The following is a 22,201-nucleotide window of genomic DNA, read 5'->3' on the forward strand; positions in this document are numbered from 1 at the left end:
ACCTCCTATTTTTCTAGTTTCTTTAAAAGATCTTTACCCATATGTTTTTCCATATTTGGTGTACCTTGGAAATAAGTATCAGGATATTCTGCTACTAATTTCTTTAAATATTCAATCTCTTCTGGTGACAGCCGTACTTCCTTTGTGAGAGTGACTTCATCACCCTTTGCATCCATCTTACCGGCATTACCAATGTTGACCTGCTCCGGTTTTTCATTGACATTGTCTGCAATAGTAAGGGCATCCTTGACAGTGGTAGTAATGACTAGTAAACGCATGTTATGAGAACGCTCATCATTAAGCAGCTTAATTGCATTGTCTACTGATGAAATGATCGTCTTAATATCTGACGGCGCTGCCATTTTGAGCATCATTTTTTGCATATCATCTGATGCCGCTTTATCGTTAGCTACCACAATTCCCTGCAGTTTTAACGCTTTACTCCATGACATTGAAATCTGACCGTGAATCAGTCTTTCATCTACTCTTAATGCCGCAATCATCTTTTTTCTCCTTATTTAAAAAATTCTTCTTCTTGATTTGCCAAACTATTGTTATCATCGTCAATTTGGAACAATTCTACTTGACTTTGATTTATCAAATCCTGTAGATGTTGTTTAGTTAGCTTTTCGGTATCTAAAATCACTGCTAATACAACTGCAAGATTAGTTTGAGTAACTACAAATATATCTTTTTCCTTAGCAACTCTTAAGACTACTTTTTGATTTACACTGCCCCCTTTTAAATCTGTAAAAATTACAGCTGGTCGTTTAGACTTTGCAATAAAATCATCTATTTGTTTTATATAGTCTGATTTATCAACATAGGCATCGATAACTTTAATTTTCTTGCTCATACCCGTTAAGATTTCAATAGAGCTTTTTAAGCCACTGGCAAAATGCCCATGACTTGCAATCAATATATCTGTCATCTTGTCACTCCTTTAGTTATTTACCATTTCACTAGTGTTTAGCAAATATAATGCCAAGTGCTGTTTAAAAGCATAAAAAAAGAAGTGTTTAAGCCAATAAACACTTCTTAGTAAAATTTTAAACTCTTTTAAATAAACTGTTTAAACAATTCATATAAAAGGGACATCTCGTATGTAGAAACTTTAATATTATATTTGATTTCAATAGGTTGAAATATACTTTTGGTAATTTTGTAAAAGTTCCTTTCTTTTTCTGACTTCGGTTTAACAGGAACTTCTGAAGTGTTGCGCATCATTGTGCGTTCAATCATAAGCGCTATGTGCATGTACAGATTCAATTTGACTTTACCATCTAATTTTAAATTATAATAGTCTTCGTATTTCCTATTAATAGTTTCCACTTCTCCAAGTACTACATCTGGATTTAAAAAACTAAGCCTTTCTGAAATTCCTTCCTTTGAAAAGAAACGCAACAATTGATTATTGAAGCTTTCCAATTGCCCTGGAGTCAGATAAGGAGAGAGCCACTTCTTGAGTTTATTTTCACCACGGGAATCTAATATGTCATATAGATTCATATGGTTAAACTCAACTTTTTCTGTGATATCAATTGTAGTTAATACAAAAAGCGTTTGCTTGAAATACGACCATTTCTTACTAGCAATTTTTTCTTTTAAAGAATTATAACCAATTGGTATTACCTTTATCCCTACAGGTAAATATTGTCGCATGATATCACTGATTTTTTCAGCTATTCCTAATCCAGAAATACATGAAACCAAAATATTCATTGACTGGGAAAAGCCCTCATAATACTTAACATCAATGCTGTAATCTTTTTCTGCTTTTTCCGCTATTTGCTTGAAAGGCAAATTTTGTTTCATTTTAAGTGCTAAGTCTAAGGCAGTTAAAGTTGTCAAATTATTAACTACCAGCAAATCGCCATCCAATTGGGCATTAATTTGATTATAAAGCTGGCTCAATGAACCCATATCTATCATTAAGATGAAGCCATTGTTGGTGTTAAAGCTACTAATTAACTTGTTAGCCTCCTTAATCACAGTAGTTATATCAGCATCAATTGGCATATCGATTGCATCAAAAATATAGTTACCACAAAGATAGTTAATAACTGCCTGAATACTGGTGGCTGTATTTTCACCATGAGCTACCATTAAACCACGTAACTGAATATTTTCATCCACATGGTCACTTAACAGCAATGCAAGGATTAAAGCTATGCTTTTATGACTTTCAGAATCTAAAACAGGTAATTTTTCATAAAATTTGCTGGCTACATGAAATGAACGAGGCAAATAATTCGTTATTACTTCTTTCAGCTTAGAGATATCACAATTGGGTTTAAAGTGACGCACATATAACAAATAAATAATCGGTTCTAAATAATCAGTTTTATTTAAACCATATTGTTTGACAATGATATTTTTAAAAAGGTATTGGTGTTGAACATGTAAACCAGATTTTAATGACTCTTTATTAATAAATTTATTAACTGCCTGCACTCTTAACCGACATGTATTCAAGTTTTCATCAGTATAATTATCTTCAAGAATTTTTAGAGAATCAGTAATATCAGTTAATTTTTGTTCCAAACTAATCTGGGGTATAAAAGATTTCTTTTTATCAGGATCAACAATTATTTCTCCATAATCTTTAAATTCAGGTAAAGTTTCCAGTTCTAGATTTTTTAATTTAAGAGTAATTGTAGTGCTGTTATAACAATCGTGATAGGCTGCAGCACATGAAACTTTAATGGTATTTTTAAGATATCCAATATTTCCAGTATGATTTAGTTGTAAAAGTGTTGATACCACATCTTTATCTACAAAAATTTTTTTATTAATTTTATGAGCTTCACTCATAAATAATGTATTAATTAGCTCCAATCGTTCGTCAACGGGTCGATCAATATAATCAGGTAAATTTATTCTGACGGGAATCCGTCGTAAAAAGGTTGTTAAAAGAACATTTTCAGGCGTTTCAGTCGTTGCCATAATCAGTCTGACTTTTGACTTTTGCGGATGTACATTATCTCCCATTTTATAAAATTGCCCGGAGTCAATAAAACTAAAAAGCTTTTCTTGATTTTCACTACTGAGACGATGCACTTCATCCAAAAATAAATAACCGCCATTTGCCTCTTTCAGCAAACCATCTTTAGCAGTATCGGCGCCAGTAAATGCACCTTGAACATAGCCAAAAAGCATACTGGAAATAAGTTCAGGATTGTTGGCATAATTAGCACAATTTAAAACTATATAAGGTGCTTTAGTAGCAATAACACCAATTTCTTTAGAATAAGAATATAATTTACGAGCTAAAAAGCTTTTTCCTACTCCTGACTTACCTGTAATTAAAACATTTAATCCATCAGGAGGATAAGCTGCTGCAGCACTTAACTGTTCAATTGCTTTTTTCAGTGAACCGTCACTACCAATTACACTCTCAAAAGACGCATGTTTAATTGGATTTTTAGCCTCAACTTTAGACCACTTAACCGGTCGTTCAGCAATTTTTTGTATTTTCTTGTCTTTAACTAATTGGTTAAGATAATGACTAACTACTGATCTAGATAAACTTAACCTTTGGGCGAGACCCTTCGTGTCAATTGTTGTACCATCTGGTAATAATTCAATTTCTTTTAATACACGCTCTTTAGCTATACTCATTTCTTTTAACTACCCCTACTTTCATTATCTGTATTATAACCATTAATCAGAGCGCTTTCTATTTATCATCACTACCATATAAATTAGATTTTAAAGAGTTTATCTTTAGCCATCCATTTTTAACATTAACAATAAAATTAAATTAAGCCTTGACTTTAATTTCTTATTTTTTTATAATTCGGTTATTGAAGTTGGAGGTAAGGGTAATGATTCAATTTAGTCAAAAAGAAATTCAACTAAATAATCGTTATTATCTTAGCTACTATAGATAAGAGTTTGGGTTCATCTAGGTGGATTCAAACTAAACACAAGTTTGAATTTATCTATGATGGCTAAGACTCTTTTAGTTTGGTTAGCCACATAGCTTTCTAAGTGGCTGACCACATTCAATCGTTTTTGGCAATAAAAATTTTTGTGTACCCGCTTAGAAATAAGTGGGTATTTTTATGGAGGCAGAAAATGCATTTTAAGAAATTGATCACAGGAATTAGTATTGTCGGATTAATGGCACTGGGAGGGTGCAGCAGCAAAAAAGCCAGCAAGGCACCTGAGGTTAAACATGTCGGTGTGTTGCAAGTAGTGCAGCACCCCTCTTTAGATAAGGCATACAAAGGTTTTAAAAAGGGACTAAAAGAAGAAGGTTTTGTTGAGGGCAAAAATCTCAAGATTGATTATCAGAATGCGCAAAACAATCAAGACAATCTGAAAAGTATGAGTGAAAAACTGGTTAATGAAAAATCAGATTTGATTTTGGGTATTGCCACTCCGGCTGCACAGAGCGTTGCTAATGCGACCCAAAAAATACCAACTGTTGTTACTGCTGTAACTGACTTGAAAGCGGCTAAGTTAGTTGATTCAGATGCTAAACCTGGCAGAAACATTACGGGAACAACAGATATGGTTTCAATTAAACGCCAGATCAAACTGCTCCTGTCAATTGTTCCGAAGGCTAAAACTATCGGTATCATGTACAACGCTGGTGAATCAAACTCTAAAATACAGGCCGATTTAGCTACGGCTGCACTGAAAAAAGCAGGAGTGAAAGTTTTGATTAAAACCGCAAATACAACTAATGATGTCCAGCAAGTAACTGAAACGCTTGCGTCTAAAGTTGACGGTATTTTTGTTCCTACCGATAATACTTTCGATTCAGCTGCTTCTGTAGTTGGAAAAGTAGTCAAAGAAAAGAAAGTTCCCCTGGTAGCAAGTTCCGTTGATCAAGTTAGAACAGGTGGTTTGGCCTCAATCGGAATTGATTACGAACTATTAGGAGAACAAACGGGCAAAATGGCTGCAAAAATCTTATCTGGAAAAGCTAAGCCAGCTAACATGCCGGTTGAAAAAGCACATGATATGAAATTAGTTGTTAACAAGAGCATGGCAAAAGCACTGGGAATTGATCCTAAATCAATCAAAGCACCTAAATAATTTTAAGTTGATATAAAAAGGCCACTGAAAAGTGAAATAAATAGCAAAAGCGCAAAGCTTTTCTGCTTATTTCAAACGGGTGACCTTTTTATTTTGTCTCGCTTTAAGTGATCATAAATATTATTATTTTTACAAGCTAAATTTATTATTTCTTGACTTTTTCTTCTTTATTTTTTATAATCTTCTCATTAAGGTTGGAGGTAAAGTTTTATGAAATGTAATCTAATACGAGTCTCACAACTGAATAACCGTTATTACTTTAGCTATTTTAGATAAGGTTTGGGTTCATCTAGATGAATTCAAACCAGACTCAAGTTTTGAATTTATCTATGATGGCTAAAGTCCTTTAATTGCGGTTAGCCACATGGCTTCTAAGTGGCTAATCACAAATGATTATTACTAATAATTCTTGTATATCCACTTAGAAATAAGTGGATATTTTTTACGGTCAGCAGGATTACGGAGGAACGAAAATGCGAATCAAGAAAATTATTATGGGAATGGCTTTAACTAGTCTGTTGCTGCTTAGTGGCTGCAGCAACAAGAAATCAGGAAGTACAGCAACTGTCAAACATGTGGGTATATTGCAAGTGGTACAGCATCCCTCATTAGATGAGGCTAACAAAGGTTTCAAAGAAGGCTTGAAAGAAAATGGCTACGTTAAGGGCAAGAATCTAAAAATTGATTATCAAAATGCCCAAAATAGCCAAGACAATCTGAAAAGTATGAGTGAAAAACTAGTTAATGAAAAATCAGATTTAATTTTAGGAATTGCTACACCGGCAGCGCAAAGCGTAGCAAATGCAACCCAAGATATTCCTATTGTAGTAACTGCAGTGACTGATCTAAAAGCTGCTAAATTAGTAAATTCAGATGCAAAACCTGGCAGAAATGTTACTGGAACTACTGACATGGTTTCAATTGATAAACAAATAAAATTGTTATTATCAATAGTGCCTAAAGCTAAAACAATTGGCATCATGTACAATGCCGGTGAGGCCAATTCTAAAATTCAAGCGGATCTAGCTGTCAAAGCACTTAAAAAAGCCGGTGTTAAAGTTTTAATTAAGACAGCCAACACTACTAATGATGTCCAGCAAGTCACTGAAACTTTAGCTGGAAAAGTACAAGGAATTTACGTACCAACAGACAACACATTTGCTTCTGCTTCCTCAATTATTGGTAAAGTTGTTAAGGAAAAGAAAATCCCTCTAGTAGCCGGTTCAACTGACCAGGTTAAAACTGGAGGCTTGGCTTCAATCGGAATAGATTATGAGGCGCTTGGTAAACAAACCGGCAAAATGGCTGCTAAGATTTTAGACGGTAAAGCTAAACCTAAAGATATGCCTGTTGAAAGGGCAACTGATTTGAAATTGGTGGTTAACAAGAAAATGGCAAAGGCACTTGGAATTGATCCTGCTTCAATTAAAGCACCTAAGTAAATTAAAGAAAGGCAGCGTGAATCAATAGTTATGTTGAATACATTTTGGGAGTTATTACTTTCATCTACTTCTCAAGGATTACTTTGGTCATTAATGGCAATCGGTGTTTACTTAACTTTTCGGATATTAGATCTAGCCGACATGACAGCTGAAGGCAGCTTTCCATTAGGGGGAGCCATTGCAACGATGTGCATTATTAAGGGAATTAATCCTATTTTAGCAACTATTGCCGCCTTTGTTGGTGGTTTGATTGCTGGCTTAGTTACTGGTATTTTGAACACCAAATTGCGTATTCCTTCCTTACTAGCAGGAATTATTACAATGACTGGCTTGTACTCCATTACTTCCAGAGTAATGCAAAACGCTGCTAATGTTTCATTGCTGGGCAAAGATACGGTTTTTACAATTGCGCAAAATTGGGGATTAAGTCGTAACAATGCAGTAATTGCGATGGGATTGATAATTGCACTTTTGGTTATACTATTATTAGTTGTTTTTTTCAAAACTGAAATTGGCCTGGCTATGAGAGCTACAGGCGACAATCCTCAAATGAGTGCCGCAAATGGTATCAAAACTCAAGGAATGAAAATTTTAGGCTATATGATTTCTAACGGCTGCATTGCCCTGTCAGGTGGACTTTTAGCACAAAATAACGGCTTTGCCGATCTTAACTCTGGTGTTGGTACTCTTGTTATCGGGTTGGCTTCAATTATTATTGCAGAAGTACTTATCAGGAATCTGCCAATTGGTGGTCGTTTACTTACTTTAGTTGTAGGTGCCATCATTTATAGGCTGATTTTAGCCCTGGTATTCCAGATGAATGTAGAACCATCTGATGCAAAATTAGCTTCAGCTTTAGTTTTAGTTGTGTGCTTAACTTTGCCGAATTTCCACTTACCACACAATCTTAAAGGAGGAAAGCAAAATGCCAGAAGTACTAAAAATTAAAAATTTGCATCAAACTTTTGAACAAGGAACTGTCAATGAAAACCGGGTTTTACGCGGAATTGACCTTAATTTAGAAGCCGGGGATTTTGTGACTATCATTGGTAGTAACGGAGCCGGTAAGTCTACCCTGCTCAATAGTATTGCTGGTACGCTGCCTATTCAAGAGGGTCAGATTATTTTAAAAGGTACTGATATTACAAAAATGCCTATTACTAAACGAGCCAAAAATATTAGTCGTGTATTTCAAGATCCTAAAATGGGAACAGCGGTCAGATTAACAGTTGAAGAAAATTTGGCTTTAGCCATGAAACGAGGCCAACGACGCGGTTTTCGCCCCGGCGTTAAAAAACAAGATAGAAAATTTTTCAAAAAACAGTTGGCACAACTTAACTTAAATTTGGAAAATCGTCTGGAAACTGAAATTGGACTTCTTTCTGGTGGTCAAAGACAAGCCATTACGCTTCTAATGGCGACTTTGCAGAGGCCAGACTTGATTTTACTAGATGAACATACTGCGGCTCTTGATCCGCAAACCTCGATTACAGTCATGCAATTAACTGAAAAGTTAATATCCGAACAGCATTTAACAGCTTTTATGGTTACCCACAACATGGAAGATGCTATACAATATGGTAATCGATTGATTATGTTGCATCAAGGTCGTGTGGCAATTGACTTGGCCGGTGAAGATAAACAAAACTTGACGGTGCCTAAACTGATGGAACTATTCCAAAAGCACGTTGGTTCTGGGCTTGAAGACGATGCTATTTTACTGGCATAAAGGAAATATTACTTTAAAAAACATATTCACTGTTTTTTAAAGCAATTTCGTATCAAAAAGGAAAATTGAGTTTTATTGTGAAAATAAGAAAGCCCGCTAATGATTGAAAATCAACAGCAGGCTTTTTTGTTTATGTCTCCTAAACCAAGTATTACAAATTGATATTTTAGATTAGTAAACTACCTCAACATTATTCTTTTCAAACAACTTACTGTATTTTTTAGCAGGCTTTTTATCTGTTACAACAGCATAAATCTGACTTAATTTACAATCTCTATATGGAAAAATAAGACCCATTTTATTACTATCAATCAATAAAACCAATTTTTTGCTGCATTCAATTAAAGTATGCTTTAGACTAGATTCGGATTCAACCTTATCAGTAACACCATACTCCAAACTAAATCCTCTACATGACATAAAAGAAATATCAAAAACATAATCACGTAAATTTCTGGCAGTAATCATACTACTGGAATACGTATCAATCATCCTCCCCCCAATTACATTAATTTTATTTTGCGTATGCAAATTTAAATAGATTGCAGTTTCTAAATTAGTAGTTGAAATGTTTAAGTCGCTAAAAGCAGCAAGATTTTTAGCTAATATATTCGCCGTGCTACTGCTATCTAAAAAAATATTTTGTCTGTTTTCAACATACCCTGAAGCTAATGCAGCAATATATTTTTTTTCATTTAAATTAAGGTGCTGCTTAATTGTTGTCGGAGTTTCAATCTCATTTGGTTTTAAAACCAGTGCACCACCATGAATTCTTTGTACGAGTCCATTATTTTCAAGTTCTTTTAAATCTCGTCTAATAGTACTGGCACTGTAATGCATATGTTTCGCAAGGTCACTAATCGTCAAAAAGTTTTTGTCCTTTAATATTGTTAATAATAATTTTTGTCTATCTTTCATTATAAACCTCCAGATCAAAATGACTAAAAAGTGTCAAAACTTGGAAATTAATCACCAAATATTTGACGTTTTTTCAATAAAGCTACCATCTATTGAAAAAGCTATTTAACACTTTAATATTAACCTTGTAAGCGAATACAAAATGGAGGTTAAAAAATGACTTTAGTAACTTTAAATGATATTTTACCAAAAGCAAAAAAAGAAGGATATGCAATAGGTGCATTTAATTATGCGGACATGAATACGGCTCGAGGAATTATTGCCGCTGCTGAAGAAGAGAAATCACCTGTTGTGCTGCAAATTGCTGAATCACATTTTCCTTATTTGCCTTTAAGAGAAGGTGGCAAATTAGCTTTAGATTTAGCTGAGAATTCAAGCATTCCGGTTGTTGTTCACCTTGATCATGGTACTGATATGCAAACCTGTATTAAGGCATTAAGAATGGGTTTTAGTTCTGTAATGCTCGATTTTTCAAAAAAACCTCTTGCTGAAAATATTAGTAAAACAAAAGAGATTGTAGATTTTGCCCAAGCGTTAGGTGCAAGCGTAGAAGGTGAAATTGGTGTTATGACAACAGATGCCGGTAAAGGAAAGCCCGACTATAATAATTTGACTGACAATTACACTACTGTAAGTGAAGCAAAACAATTTTATGAAGAAACCAGAATAGACGCAATGGCTATTTCTTATGGTACGGTTCATGGCATTTATCGGGAAAAACCTGTATTAAATTTTGATAGACTACATGAAATTGCTGAAGCAGTTCCTGTTCCATTAGTTGTTCATGGAGGTTCTGGATTAACAGATGAAGAATACAAGAATTCTATTAAAAATGGCATAAGCAAAATTAATTATTATTCCGTGATGTCATTTAATGTCACTAATGGCTTAAGAGAATATCTTGATAGCAAAAAAGAACAACAAGTTTTCTTATATGACGCTGATTTAAAAATTATGGAATTAGTAAAAGAAGACATTAAAAATAAAATTGAAGTTTTCGGCTCAGCTAACAAGGCATAAGTTATGAATAGTTTCCTAATTATTACTCATAGTACCCTTGCAGAAGGCTTATATAATAGCACTAAATTTCTCAGTGGTTTGACTACTAATGTTAAATTTATTGACGCATATGTAGATGAGAGCGATTGGACTAAAAAAGCAGAAGAAATTATTTCAAATCAAGATAAAGAAAAACAGCTGATAGTATTGACCGATATCTATGGTGGTAGTGTTAATCAAAAAATGACTTTGATGCTCGAAAAATATCACTTTATCTTAATTACAGGAGTTAATCTGCCCTTAGTTTTATCACTAGTCCTTGAAACGCAACCTTTAACTAAAGAAAAGTGCAGTAATCTGGTTGAAGAAGCCAGAAAACAATTGCAGATTATTGAGCCAATTAAAACAAACAATAATGAAACTGACAGTGATTTTTTAAGTTGATGAGGAAGTAATGAATTATGATTAAAGAATTGCGAGTTGATGACCGTTTAATTCATGGACAAGTGGCACTTACTTGGCCTGGACATTTAGGAACTTCTCATATCGTAGTAGCTAACGATGCAGCAAGTAAAAATGAAATGCAGCAGAGTGCATTAAAAATGTCTGTGCAAGGTACCGCCAAAGTTCTTGTAAGAGATGTTAGTGGAGCAATAAAACTTTTTCAAAATCCTAAGGCCCAAAATATTCCGATGTTTGTGGTTGTTAACCAGGTAAAAGATGCGGAAAGAATCTTTACCGGCCTGAATGGTCAGCAAATCGAAAGAATTAATATTGCTAACGTTGGTCGCTTTGATGGAATAGATAAAAGCCAGAAAACAGAGATTACTGGTTCAATTTTACTAACCGCAGACGATAAAGAAGCGGCTGTAAAACTGTTAAAATCTGGAACAAATGTTGTTCATCAAGTTATACCAACGGACAAGGCAGACAAATTCTCTAATTTATTAAAGGAGCAATAATATGTCGAATAATATAATTTTAGCTGCATTTCTTTGTGGCTTAGCCGAATTTATTTGCTACGGTGGTGACTGGTTGTTAGGTCAGAACATGGCCGATCAACCCATTGTCGTAGGACCTTTAGTTGGTCTGCTTTTAGGTGATTTACAGACAGGAATTGTTTTAGGCGCGATGCTTGAAGCAACATTTATTGGAGCTGTAAATGTAGGAGGCGCTGTTTCTCTAAATCCTTCTGTAGCAACTGTACTGGCAGTTGCATATGCCATTATTGGTGGTGGGGACACAAAAGCTGCCGTTGCTTTGGCAATTCCAATGGGATTATTAGGCGGCCTGCTTGAAGTTGGAACCTATGTTTTATTTTCATTATTTCAAGATTCCTGGACTGACGCAGCAGACAAAGCTAACGAAAAGAAGTTAGTTTGGCTTCATTATGGCGTATGGTTTGCCAGATCATTGGTTTTCTTTATTGCAGTATTCATAACCGTCGTCATTGGTGTAAAACCTGTTGCTGCTTTTATTAAAGCTTTACCTTCCTTTGTTGAAAATGGTCTGGGTTTAACAGGCGGTCTGCTCCCAGCTGCTGGCTTTGCAATGCTTTTAAGCATGGTCTGGGAAAAGAAACTTGCAGTATGGTATTTCCTTGGCTTTATTCTAGTCGAATATGTAAAACTGCCTTTACTGGTTGTCGGAATAATTGGTTTAGTATTTGCTGTAGTCTTCGCCTTTTATGATAAAGATATTTTTGACCTTAAACACAAAAAAACTACTGCAAACAATAATGAGTCAGCCAGTCAGCAAGAAGAAGAGGACTTTCTATCATGACACAAGAATCTATAACTAAAAACACTAAAATTTCACCAACTGATAAAAAATTACTCCGCAAGCTGTATCTCAGATCATTAACTATTGGTGCTCCCTTACAATATGCGAATGAATATGGCTCAGGATTTGAATATTCAATATTACCTTTTATAGATCATTATTACAAAAATGGTTCAGAAGAAAAGCGGCAAGCTCTCAAAAGACATATTGTTTTCTATAATATCACTCAATATGTGGGAACCTTTTGCCAAGGGTTAGTTGCATCAATGGAGAAGCAGGCTTCCCAACACGAAGATTATGATGTTTCTTCAATTAGTGCCGTCAAAGCCAGTTTAATGGGACCAATGTCTGGAATTGGTGACACACTATTTTGGGGTATTTTAAGAGTTATTGCCGCTGGAGTCGCAATGACATTTGGAATGCAAGGCAATGTTTTAGCACCCTTCGTCTTCCTATTGATCTACAATATTCCTGCTCAATGGTGCCGCTGGGAAATGACTAAACTAGGATTTACAGTAGGTTCTGAATATATCACTGAAATGTATTCATCTGGTTTATTAACAATTTTCACAAAAGCGGCCAGAACTTTAGGTTTAATAATGCTTGGCGGCATGACGAGCAGCCTAGTCCAGTTTAAGACTAAATTAGTTTTTCATGTTGGCGGAGGTCAAGTAATCAACGTTCAAAATATTCTGGATTCACTTCTTAAAGGTTTAGTTCCTTTGCTGATAACTTTAGGTTGCTACTGGTTGATAGCAAAGAAACACGTCAACTTTACAGTTGTCATCTTGGGCTTAATTGTTTTTTGCATTTTGATAAGTGCATTAGGCATAGCTTAAGGCCAGAAGAATTAATAAAAATAGCAAAATTTTCTAAATTGAAAATCTTGCTATTTTTTGTTTCTGCTAACTTAAACGGTACTTTACAATTTTTCACCTTTAATAATGCTAGCAATGTCTACACAGACTTCTTCCGTTTGTTTTAAATAGCCTAAACGATCAAAAAAGCCATGATCAAGGCCTTTGTATAAAATTTCTTGACATTTAAAACCTTTATTTTTTAGCAAATTAGCAAAATATCTATTGCTAGGTAAAAAGTAGTCAAATTCTGCTTCAATTAATGTAACAGTTGGCATATTTTTAAAATCATTTGCATAAACTGGACTAACCAATGGATCAGAAACTAGGTTTTGGCCAAGATAAAGTGGTCTCATTAAATTAGCAATATACATTATTTTATTTAGTCTAGTATGAATGAAGTTTGTTTGCTCTTTATTCATTTCATATAAAGAATAATCCCAATGATAAATTGTTTGGAAAACTTTCTGCAGATCTAAAGCTCCATAAATTGAAATTACTTGCTTAATATAACCATTTTTGTCAAGCAATCCACATCCAACAGCTAAATTTCCGCCTGCACTGTCACCTGCAACACAGATTTGTGAGTTTTTAAAACCTAAATATTTTTGATGATTAACAATCCATTGCACTGTTTCATAAGAATCATGCAAAGCCCTGGAAAGGGAGTTTCTGGAGCTAAACGATAATCAAGAGAAATAACAGTGCAATCTGCTTTCTCCGCAATTAAACGGCACTGATTTAGCAATGTTGAACTATTACCACCGATAAAGCCACCACCATGCAAATATAAACAAGCATTACGTGTGGGAATTTTACTAGCAGACCTGCAAACTATAGCAGGTATATATCTATTTTCACATTTAATTAAAATACTTTTATTAATAATTGATGAACTAGCTAAATCTTTATTTGGCGAACCCATCCTATCTCTTGCATTTTGGAAGTCGATACTGCTTAAATCAATTGGAGCTATAGCTTCTTCGTCAGAAAGAAGAGGCTTATTTTTAGTTCTTTCCAAGACTTTAGGGTCTAATAACCCCCATTCTTCACCGTATGCTGAATTTCTGATAATCATGATATCCTCCAAGATTTGCTTAAGTAAATATTATGTTTGTTACTTTAATAATATACTAGCATTTAGCAAAAACATTTCATATAGAGCAGTGACATAAAATAAAAATGGTTATTTTACATCCTATCAAAACAATTTACTTTGTGAAAAAACTTTTTATTTCAGAAAAAAGACTAATAAATTAAGTTAACAAAACTGTAATTTATTAGTCTATTAATTAATATTTTTCTTATAATAGAAATTATAAAAGCTAAACTTGAACCTTCAAAGTGGCACTGCCATGATCATTTTTCCCTGCATTCAGTAGTTCAACGCTTTGATAATCTTTTGTATTCATAACAATGACAACAGTAGAGCAATCATAACCTGCTTTTTTAATTTCGTTTAAATCAAAATGTAATAGCTTTTGACCTTGCTTAATCTTATCTCCTTGTTTGACAAAACTTTCAAAATATTCGCCATTTAGTTTAACTGTATCAATTCCAATATGGATCATTACTTGTACGCCATTGTCTGAAGTTAAGCCAATTGCATGTTTAGTATTAAATAGCATAGTAACTTCACCATCAAATGGTGCATAAACATCTCCTGAACTAGGCTCAATAACAAAGCCGTCACCCATTGAACCATCAGCAAATGCTGGATCATGAGCCTGGGTTAAGTCTTCAACTTCTCCAGAAATTGGATTCAAAATACTTTCATTTGAGACAGATTGAGCAGAATTCATATTAGATGTCTTTTGTTCTGTACTATTCTCGTCAATACCTAAAACCATTGTGACAACACAGCCGACAACAAAGCAGGCTAGTAATCCTAAACAATAAGGAATAAAAGTTTTACCTACGAAAGCTGGTAAAGTAGTTAAACCACCAAACACAAACGCAAATGCTTTAGCTTTCATTCCACCAATAATCGCACCGCCAACTGCTCCTCCTGCAACAGCTCCAACTAAAGGCCTTTTATAACGGATTCCAATACCGTATATCGCTGGTTCTGTAATGCCGGCAAAGAAAATTGATAAAAGCGCTGAGATAGAATAAGCCTTTATTTTTTTGTCTTTTGTTCTGACAAAAGTACCAAGTGTTGCTCCTGCCATACCAAAGTTGGCCGCACATGTTAATGGCACAATATAGTCATAACCTAAGCTGCTAATATTATTAATCATTACTGGGTTAACTGCCCACTGTAAGCCGAATATAACAAAAATATTCCACACGCCACCTATCAGGGCTCCTGCAACCCATCCGTTAAGGTTCATTAACCAATTAATAACATTTGAAATCCCTTCTCCTACGTATACGCCAAACGGTCCAAAAACTCCTGCAGTTAACGGCACCATAACAAATAAAGATATTAGTGGAACAAATAATAACTGTAAATTAGTTGGTATCCAACTTCTTAGCCATTTTTCCAAGTATGATAGACACCAAGTTGCCAAGATAGCTGGCACAACTGTTGAAGTATAAGTCATTAATACTAAAGGTATACCGAAGAAGTGGACAATTGTACCATTGCCTGTACTACCCATTAGTTTCATAAACTCAGGCATTATTAAAGCACCCATAATGGCTGCAGCCACAAATTTGTCACACTTAAACTTTTCAGCAGCTGTAACTGCAAGCATTATCGGTAAGAAATAAAAGACGGCCGTCTATGCTACTGTCAAAATATGATAAGTAGAAGAAGATGTAGATAACCAGTTTAATTGTGTTGCAAGTAAAACTAACCCTCTAAAAACACCTGACCCAGCAAATAACGGTAGTAATGGGGTAAAAATCCCTCCAATAACATCCATTAATTTTAGAAACCAGTTGGTATTCTCTTCTTTAGCTGTATGCTCATTTTCGCTGCTTGTTAAATCCATGTTTTCAATTAACTGATCATAAATCTGAGGTACCGCTGGCCCAATAACAACTTGAAACTGGCCAGCTTTTTCTACAACGCTAATGACTCCATCTAAAGATTCAGTTTTTGTTTTATTTTTATGAGCTATTTCATTATTTGCTAAGCGCATCCTAAGTCGTGTAGCACAGTGGGTGATATTTGAAATATTATCCTGCCCCCCCAACTAACGATAAGATTTTTTTGCCAAGATTTTCGGACATTTTTTTCACCTATCCCTTACAATGATTGGTCCTCAAATTGTTCTTTGCCATCAAATTCTTTAGAGTGCTCCAATTCATCAAACTTTTGTTCATTATCACTTTCAATTGCTGCTAATTCTTCTACCCTTCTTTCATGACGACCGCCAATATATTTGGCTTCTAACCAATTTTTGACGATCATCTTGGCTAACTCTGGACCAACTACGCGAGAGCCGAAAGCTAATACATTTGTATTGTTATGCATTCGCGAGAGCTTAGCTGAATAGCAGTCACTGCATACGCAGGCACGAATACCTTTTACCTTGTTTGCTGCTAATGAAATGCCTACACCAGTGCCACAAATTACGATTCCCAGATCATAATCCCCATTAGCAACGGCTTTACCAACCTTTTGACCGTAAATAGGGTAATCAGTTCGCTCATTACTCTTTGTCCCAAAATCATAAACTTCATAACCTAAACTTTTAACATATTCCATAATTGTCGGTTTCAGTTCCAAGCCGACATGATCTGATCCAAAAGCTATTTTTATTTTCTTTGCAACCATTTTTACTGATTTTCCTTTCTGATTTGAGCAATTGTTTCCTGATAAGAAACTGACTTGTTAAATAGTGCTGAAGTTCCGAGAATAAAATTATCAACGCCTTTTCTATGCAGTTGATTAATTTTTTCTCGTGAAACTGCTCCGTCAATTCCTAAAACATATTTATACTTTTCTTTTGCCGCGACAAACTGCTGCAGCTTTGGCATTACAAAATCTTGAAATGGCTGTCCAGCAAATCCTGGATGAACAGTCATTACTAAAACATAGTCTGCGTTAGGTAAAAGTTCTTGAACTGTAGTGAAAGACGTTCCCGTATTTACTGCAATTCCAGCTTTTTTACCCAAAGCGTGAATATCATCAATCGTCCTCGCAGGTTGTTTTTCAGCATCTGGACAAAAATAAATAATGTCTGCTCCCAAATCACTAAAGAATTTAATGTAAGAACGGGGATTTTCAATCATCAAATGAGCATCCATAGGTTTTTTCGTCAAGGAACGGATTGTTTGATAATCTTCTGGTCCTAATGCAAAATTCGGAACATATCTACCATCCATTACATCCATGTGATACATATCGACTCCAGCGTTATTCAGCTTTTCAACTTCTTGTTTTAAATTACTAAAATCTGCGCACATCATTGACGGACTTAGTATTAAAGACATTTTCTCCTCCTTTTTGAGTAATCGTTTACTCACACAACACACTGATATTATTACACTTAATTTTTATTTTGTAAACGTTTTTCTAAATAGTACATGATAAATAGAGCAATCGTTTAACTATAAAAGAACTTAAATTTTTATTTTAATGATATAATTAGGCAATAAATGAAGGAGTAGGTAATGAAGCAATATTCAATTAAAGACATTGCAAAATTATGTAATGTTTCAACTGCAACAGTTTCACGGGTAATTAATAATAATGGCAGGTTTTCTGAAAAAACCAGGCAAAGGGTTTTAGACGTTATTAAGCAAACTGGCTATAAAATCGATAACAATGCCCGTAGTTTGCGTACGAATATTACATTCACCATTGGAATCCTTGTTCCAGACATTAAAAATCCATTCTTTGCCGATTTGGTTCAAAAAATTGAAGAGTTGCTGTTTAACAAAAACTATTCCACCATTATTTGTAATACTGATAAAAATGAACAAAAAGAAAAAGCATACTTACGTATGCTTGAAAACAAAAAGGTTGATGGCATTATTGTAATTTCCGGATCTTATCAACACGGTTTTAAATTTCAAAGTTCTCTAAAAGAAATTCCCTACATTTGTATTGACCGCGAACCAGAAAATTTTCATAATACAGTTTTTATTTCCTCTAATCACTATCAGGGCGCCCTGGATGCAACTAATTATTTATTTCAAAAAGGAGCAAAATCTCCTGTAGTCGTAGTCAAAAAAGTTAGTAGCTCAATTAAATCTAGAATTGACGGTTTTAAGGAAAGTTTGAAAAATCATTCTCTTAAATTTGCCAAGTCACGCCACGAACTGAAGTTACAAAGTCAATCTTCATTCGTCAAATTTTTGCGAAAAAATCCCAAAACTGACAGTTTATTCGCTGTCGATGACGGTATTGCAATGGAATTACTCAAATATCTTAAAAATCTTGGTTACCAAGTTCCTCAACAGATTCAAGTTGTTGGTTTCGATGATGTACCTGCAGCTAACATAGTTACACCAAAGTTAACAACCATTCAGCAAAATACCAGAAAAATTGCACAAACAGCTGTTACCAGCATGATGCATGCCATCAATAAGCAAAATGAAAAAGGAAGTCAATTTTTAATTCCAACTAAATTAATAATCAGAGAAACCACAAAATAGCTAAGTAAAAACTTAGCTATTTTTGTTTAAAGATGCTGTTTCATTTTATTGTTATAACGACCATTTGCGGCCAAAATATTTTCACTATCTATTTACAAGTTAACTACGCTATTTACTTCTCCTCCGGAAATAATTGTTTTAGCATCGTTCAAAGCAATTTCAATACTGTTTTTAACAGCTAGTTTCGTGAAGAAAGCAATATGCGGAGTAATTAATACCTGTGGCATTGCTTGTAGTTCTTTATAATCTTCCGGTAGTGAATTCAGCATATTCTTTTTATCATAAAAATCTGTTTCATCGGCTAAAGTATCCAAGGCTGCAGCAGAAATTTGCCCATTTTTAAGGGCCGCAATTAAAGCTTGTGTGTCAACTAAGCCCCCACGAGCTACGTTAATCAGAATGGGCTTTTTCTTCATTTTATCAAAAGCAGTTTTGTCAATCATGTTTTCGGTACTTGCTAGTAATGGTGTATGTAAAGAAATAATATCGGATTTAGCAAGAATCGTGTCAAAGTCAGTATAAGTGAGGTACGGCTCCAGAGACGCGTCATAAACAGGGTCATAAGCCAAAACTTTAGCCCCTAGTGCGCTGTATAGGTGTGCACTAGCTCCACCAATATGACCGGCACCAATTATACCGACAGTGCAATTAAAAATTTCAGTACTAATTGTACTTTTATCATAAGTAAAATCCCCATGAGCCATTCTGTCTTGATAAATCCCAATTTTACGCAATAAGTACATTGCATCGGTCACACCGAGTTCGGCAATGGCCCTTGGTGAATACGCTGCAACATTCGTAATTTTAATGCCATTCTTTTTTGCGGCTGCTAAATCTTGGTTATCAACTCCAACCTGCCGCACGGATAATTGCTTAATGCCAAATTGCTTAAATTTTTCGTAGACACTGGCGCCGACTGGAAGATTGCCTTCAGAACTCACTCCGTCAAAACCTTGAGCTAAACCAGCATTATCTGCAGACAAGTCATCGTGGACGATTTTTATTTCAACTTGGTTTTTTTGAGCCCAGTTTTCAATAATTTTTTCTTCCATTTTAATTACACCATAACAAATAATTTTCATTTACTCTTTCTCCTATTCTTGCTTTAAAAAATTGACAATTTTTATTTTTAAGTTTGAAAGTTCCTATTAATCCTAATTTACGGTATCTCTAATGCCAGAAGACGTATCTTTATCATATTCAAGACCGTGAATGCAGGCTAATGGTATATTAATACCACGTTGTCCCATTACTAAACCCGCAGCAGCTGCCAGCAAATCACAAAGCGTCTCAGCTGTACCAGCCTCTTTATTTACTCTCAGACCATTTAAACCGTATAAGCCAACTGCTACCTGATTAGCACCTTTTTTATCTGCCCTACCGTCACTATCAGTAATAATCACACTCGTTTTTACCCCTAACTCTTGGCAAAAAGCATTGCTGATGCGTTTAGCTGTTAAATCACAATTCTTGGGCAAAGTTATCGCCGTATTATTTTTACCCTTGTCAACACCGCCACTAGTTAAAAACAATCCATTTGATAGCCATGCACCAATATGATTTCCACTTATTTCCAGCTTGCTACCAGTGGGATCACCGGTTTGGTCGATAATTACTTGAATTAAATGCTCATCTTTTCTGGGAATTCGCTGCTGAATTTTTTGTGCCAAAGGAGTCGGCACAACTTGGTTTAGATCTATAACATCGCCTTCTGCTAGCGAGCAAATTTTAGAAGCTACACAAATAATATCGCCATCAGCAATTCGAAAATGCTCCTTTTTGATTGTTTTAATTAATATTTGTGGCAAGTCACAAACTTTAGAAATTATGGGTACGCCACGCAAACCAGTAATTGTAACCATAGGTTCTCCCAACTTATTAAATTGATTAAAAAACATAGTATCTTAATTATAAAGGTTTAGTTATACAGTGAGAAAGTAAATTTTTAAAATTGCCAACAAAAAAATGTACTGCTATCCAAAATAACAATACATTTTTATATTACTGATTAATTATTCAACTTTTACAATTTCATTTACAAATTCATCATACGTTTTACTGGCAGTTAACTTAGAAACTTTATTATCATTAATGATAACCTCAGATAGTTCATCAAAAACTTTACGGAATTTCTTCTCATCCTTCTTGCTAGAAGCCAACGTAATAATTAAATAAACTAACTGATTTCCCCATTTTATTCCCTTAGGGTTAATATAAATAAACCACTGGCTCTTCTCGGCATCATAATCGATAGGGTGCGGAATTGCAACTGATCCAAAAGCTGTACTAGAAAGCTTTTCTCTTTCTAAAATCTTTTTTTCAAAATCCTGACCAACAATTTTTTCTTTAATAAATTGCGTAGAAATGCAGTGAATAATTTCTGAAGCACTCCGACTGCCACTTTCTCTAACAAAGTTATTTTTAGATGTAAATTTTGCCAGACCACGTTTTAATTCTTGAGATAAATTTGCATCCTTAATCTGCTTAATTGCTTTTTGAATTTTATTAATGTCATTAGGTAACAGAAAACTAGAGATTTGCACAAAATTATGATTTTTTATAATTTGTTTTGAGTCTGCCACAATTACCAGTTGCGTTTCATCTAAAATATCAGATTCATCGGTAATAGTATTAAGTAAAGCCATATCATTATTAAATTTTTGATCAATAATGTCTACAGTGTCTTTAGCATTACCATGATATTCCGGCATAAACAACTGACCGATAACTTTATTTTCATTCCTGATTTGCTCGGTAACGATATTACCTACATGCAAAGCAATAAAAGCAATTTCTTCTTCACTAACTGAAATACCTAACACATTATTTATTTCATATGCTATTAAAGTAGCACATTCATATATTGTAGGTGAAGAGTTTTTTATATTTTTTGCCAAGGGATTATGAATTGTATCATTATTTTTAAAACGATCTATTAAACGTAATAAATGTGGCAAAAATCTTTTCTTAAATAATTCTTCGTCGAGATCTAAGTCATAGGTTTTTCTCACAAACAACACGATTCTCTTAAATAACTTATTAATTTGTGACTTTTCGGGTACTTCAATCTTATGATTCCCTATTAATAATTCCGACATATTTACCAGTTGCTTAACATCATATGCGGATAAGCAATAGTCAGTTTTATTATTAATCTCTTCTACAAGTCGATGTACTAAAACATTATCAATTTTATTAACATCCGGCTTTTCTATTGTTTCATCAGAACGATCAATCATAATTACCAGGTGTAATAAGAAATTGCTAAAATTAAAAGAATCTAATTTTGTCTTAGTTTCAGAAATACTTTGACTTAAAATTTTGCTGATTAAATGAACTTTAACATCAGGAAAATATTCTTGAATTGCTTTTTCATTTAACAGCGTCCCGTTCAATTCATGATATATGATTGATGACAATATTTTCCTTTTATTTTCTTCTTTTCCTTCAACATGATAAAAATCACCAGAACGAACTAATTTCAGATCAAAATTGGAAAACTCATTGCTTAAATTTTTTATTTCTCTTCTTAGCTCCACATCATTAATGTAAAGTTGACCAGATAAATCATAAATATTGATTGGTTCTTCCGCCATAATCAATTTTCGTATCAGCCACGAGCTTCTTTGATTGACGGTTATAGGTAGGCTCCTATTTTTTACCTGGGTTTCATTACTACCTTTAAATTTATAACCTTTTGGTCCACTTTCAATTTCAATATTGTTTTGACGTAACTGAGCTATTCTATTTTTCACCGTTCTTTCCGAAATTGCCAGTTTCATTGCAAGAGTTTTCGCAGTGATCCAAGATTCATTATTTTGTCGTAAAAAATCTAATAAATCTCTGTTGCCACCCATCATTTATCTCCTCAC

At 34.3% G+C, this 22,201-nt stretch carries 21 protein-coding genes and 1 pseudogene; 10 read left to right on the forward strand and 12 right to left on the reverse strand.

What is annotated here, in order from left to right:
- Window positions 1–5 precede the first annotated feature (5 nt).
- The 3 genes from LACWKB10_RS03555 to LACWKB10_RS03565 all read right to left on the reverse strand — a co-directional run bounded on the left by LACWKB10_RS03555 (window position 6) and on the right by LACWKB10_RS03565 (window position 3,621).
- Complete coding sequence (locus tag LACWKB10_RS03555) at window positions 6–503, reverse strand: PTS sugar transporter subunit IIB (RefSeq protein ID WP_034978837.1); 498 nt, start codon at window positions 501–503, stop codon at window positions 6–8.
- Between the two features lie 11 nt (window positions 504–514).
- Window positions 515–931 (reverse strand): PTS sugar transporter subunit IIA, encoded by a 417-nt coding sequence (locus tag LACWKB10_RS03560; protein ID WP_034978838.1) that lies wholly within the window; start codon window positions 929–931, stop codon window positions 515–517.
- A gap of 128 nt (window positions 932–1,059) precedes the next feature.
- Entirely contained in the window at window positions 1,060–3,621 is a 2,562-nt protein-coding gene (locus LACWKB10_RS03565; RefSeq protein ID WP_034978840.1) for a sigma 54-interacting transcriptional regulator, read from the reverse strand.
- 504 nt (window positions 3,622–4,125) lie between these two features.
- Here LACWKB10_RS03565 and LACWKB10_RS03570 point away from each other — a divergent pair.
- The 4 genes from LACWKB10_RS03570 to LACWKB10_RS03585 all read left to right on the forward strand — a co-directional run bounded on the left by LACWKB10_RS03570 (window position 4,126) and on the right by LACWKB10_RS03585 (window position 8,220).
- Entirely contained in the window at window positions 4,126–5,049 is a 924-nt protein-coding gene (locus tag LACWKB10_RS03570; protein ID WP_369792482.1) for an ABC transporter substrate binding protein, read from the forward strand.
- Between the two features lie 473 nt (window positions 5,050–5,522).
- Window positions 5,523–6,491 carry an ABC transporter substrate-binding protein gene (locus LACWKB10_RS03575; RefSeq protein ID WP_034978844.1) on the forward strand — a complete coding sequence of 323 codons (969 nt, stop codon included), beginning with the start codon at window positions 5,523–5,525 and terminating at the stop codon, window positions 6,489–6,491.
- 33 nt (window positions 6,492–6,524) lie between these two features.
- A complete protein-coding gene (locus tag LACWKB10_RS03580; RefSeq protein WP_369792483.1) occupies window positions 6,525–7,439 on the forward strand; it encodes an ABC transporter permease in 915 nt (304 codons plus the stop codon).
- Window positions 7,417–8,220, forward strand: coding sequence for an ABC transporter ATP-binding protein (locus LACWKB10_RS03585; RefSeq protein ID WP_034978847.1), 804 nt, complete (start codon window positions 7,417–7,419; stop codon window positions 8,218–8,220). The genes LACWKB10_RS03580 and LACWKB10_RS03585 overlap by 23 nt, the downstream gene beginning before the upstream one ends.
- A gap of 171 nt (window positions 8,221–8,391) precedes the next feature.
- Here the strand turns inward: LACWKB10_RS03585 and LACWKB10_RS03590 are convergent, their stop codons facing one another.
- Window positions 8,392–9,138, reverse strand: a complete 747-nt coding sequence (locus tag LACWKB10_RS03590; protein ID WP_034978849.1) for a DeoR/GlpR family DNA-binding transcription regulator — start codon at window positions 9,136–9,138, stop codon at window positions 8,392–8,394.
- A 156-nt stretch (window positions 9,139–9,294) separates the two neighbouring features.
- Here LACWKB10_RS03590 and LACWKB10_RS03595 point away from each other — a divergent pair, with 156 nt between their 5' ends.
- From LACWKB10_RS03595 to LACWKB10_RS03615, 5 genes are read left to right on the forward strand one after another with little or no spacing between them, the layout of a single operon-like run.
- Window positions 9,295–10,158, forward strand: coding sequence for a class II fructose-bisphosphate aldolase (locus LACWKB10_RS03595; protein WP_034978851.1), 864 nt, complete (start codon window positions 9,295–9,297; stop codon window positions 10,156–10,158).
- Between the two features lie 3 nt (window positions 10,159–10,161).
- Window positions 10,162–10,581 carry a PTS sugar transporter subunit IIA gene (locus tag LACWKB10_RS03600; RefSeq protein WP_034978853.1) on the forward strand — a complete coding sequence of 140 codons (420 nt, stop codon included), beginning with the start codon at window positions 10,162–10,164 and terminating at the stop codon, window positions 10,579–10,581.
- Between the two features lie 17 nt (window positions 10,582–10,598).
- On the forward strand, window positions 10,599–11,099 hold the full coding sequence (locus LACWKB10_RS03605) for a PTS sugar transporter subunit IIB (protein WP_034978855.1): 501 nt from the start codon (window positions 10,599–10,601) through the stop codon (window positions 11,097–11,099).
- Between the two features lies 1 nt (window position 11,100).
- Window positions 11,101–11,919, forward strand: a complete 819-nt coding sequence (locus tag LACWKB10_RS03610; protein ID WP_052060270.1) for a PTS sugar transporter subunit IIC — start codon at window positions 11,101–11,103, stop codon at window positions 11,917–11,919.
- Window positions 11,916–12,758, forward strand: coding sequence for a PTS system mannose/fructose/sorbose family transporter subunit IID (locus LACWKB10_RS03615; RefSeq protein ID WP_034978857.1), 843 nt, complete (start codon window positions 11,916–11,918; stop codon window positions 12,756–12,758). The genes LACWKB10_RS03610 and LACWKB10_RS03615 overlap by 4 nt, the downstream gene beginning before the upstream one ends.
- A gap of 83 nt (window positions 12,759–12,841) precedes the next feature.
- On the opposite strand, the pseudogene LACWKB10_RS10380 reads toward LACWKB10_RS03615, so the two are convergent.
- From LACWKB10_RS10380 to LACWKB10_RS03640, 5 genes and pseudogenes are all read right to left on the reverse strand, one after another.
- Window positions 12,842–13,854 (reverse strand): annotated as a pseudogene (locus LACWKB10_RS10380) (alpha/beta hydrolase).
- Between the two features lie 247 nt (window positions 13,855–14,101).
- Window positions 14,102–15,475 carry a glucose PTS transporter subunit IIA gene (locus LACWKB10_RS03630; protein ID WP_052060272.1) on the reverse strand — a complete coding sequence of 458 codons (1,374 nt, stop codon included), beginning with the start codon at window positions 15,473–15,475 and terminating at the stop codon, window positions 14,102–14,104.
- A 27-nt stretch (window positions 15,476–15,502) separates the two neighbouring features.
- The gene (locus LACWKB10_RS09800; protein ID WP_052060273.1) at window positions 15,503–15,865 is read right to left on the reverse strand and encodes a hypothetical protein; all 363 of its coding nucleotides are present in this window, start codon (window positions 15,863–15,865) and stop codon (window positions 15,503–15,505) included.
- Between the two features lie 107 nt (window positions 15,866–15,972).
- Entirely contained in the window at window positions 15,973–16,488 is a 516-nt protein-coding gene (gene rpiB, locus LACWKB10_RS03635; protein ID WP_052060281.1) for a ribose 5-phosphate isomerase B, read from the reverse strand.
- A gap of 17 nt (window positions 16,489–16,505) precedes the next feature.
- Window positions 16,506–17,162, reverse strand: a complete 657-nt coding sequence (locus tag LACWKB10_RS03640; protein ID WP_034978860.1) for a ribulose-phosphate 3-epimerase — start codon at window positions 17,160–17,162, stop codon at window positions 16,506–16,508.
- A 180-nt stretch (window positions 17,163–17,342) separates the two neighbouring features.
- Between LACWKB10_RS03640 and LACWKB10_RS03645 the strand changes: the two genes are divergently transcribed.
- Complete coding sequence (locus tag LACWKB10_RS03645; RefSeq protein WP_034978862.1) at window positions 17,343–18,329, forward strand: LacI family DNA-binding transcriptional regulator; 987 nt, start codon at window positions 17,343–17,345, stop codon at window positions 18,327–18,329.
- A gap of 92 nt (window positions 18,330–18,421) precedes the next feature.
- Here LACWKB10_RS03645 and LACWKB10_RS03650 read toward each other — a convergent pair whose 3' ends face one another.
- From LACWKB10_RS03650 to LACWKB10_RS03660, 3 genes are all read right to left on the reverse strand, one after another.
- Window positions 18,422–19,411 carry a D-2-hydroxyacid dehydrogenase gene (locus LACWKB10_RS03650; RefSeq protein WP_034978864.1) on the reverse strand — a complete coding sequence of 330 codons (990 nt, stop codon included), beginning with the start codon at window positions 19,409–19,411 and terminating at the stop codon, window positions 18,422–18,424.
- A gap of 72 nt (window positions 19,412–19,483) precedes the next feature.
- Window positions 19,484–20,191 carry a coenzyme F420-0:L-glutamate ligase gene (locus LACWKB10_RS03655; protein WP_034978866.1) on the reverse strand — a complete coding sequence of 236 codons (708 nt, stop codon included), beginning with the start codon at window positions 20,189–20,191 and terminating at the stop codon, window positions 19,484–19,486.
- Between the two features lie 150 nt (window positions 20,192–20,341).
- The gene (locus LACWKB10_RS03660) at window positions 20,342–22,189 is read right to left on the reverse strand and encodes a transcription antiterminator (RefSeq protein WP_235191496.1); all 1,848 of its coding nucleotides are present in this window, start codon (window positions 22,187–22,189) and stop codon (window positions 20,342–20,344) included.
- Between the last annotated feature and the right edge of the window lie 12 nt (window positions 22,190–22,201).

The organism is Lactobacillus sp. wkB10 (assembly GCF_000760615.1).
Lineage (GTDB): Bacteria > Bacillota > Bacilli > Lactobacillales > Lactobacillaceae > Lactobacillus > Lactobacillus huangpiensis.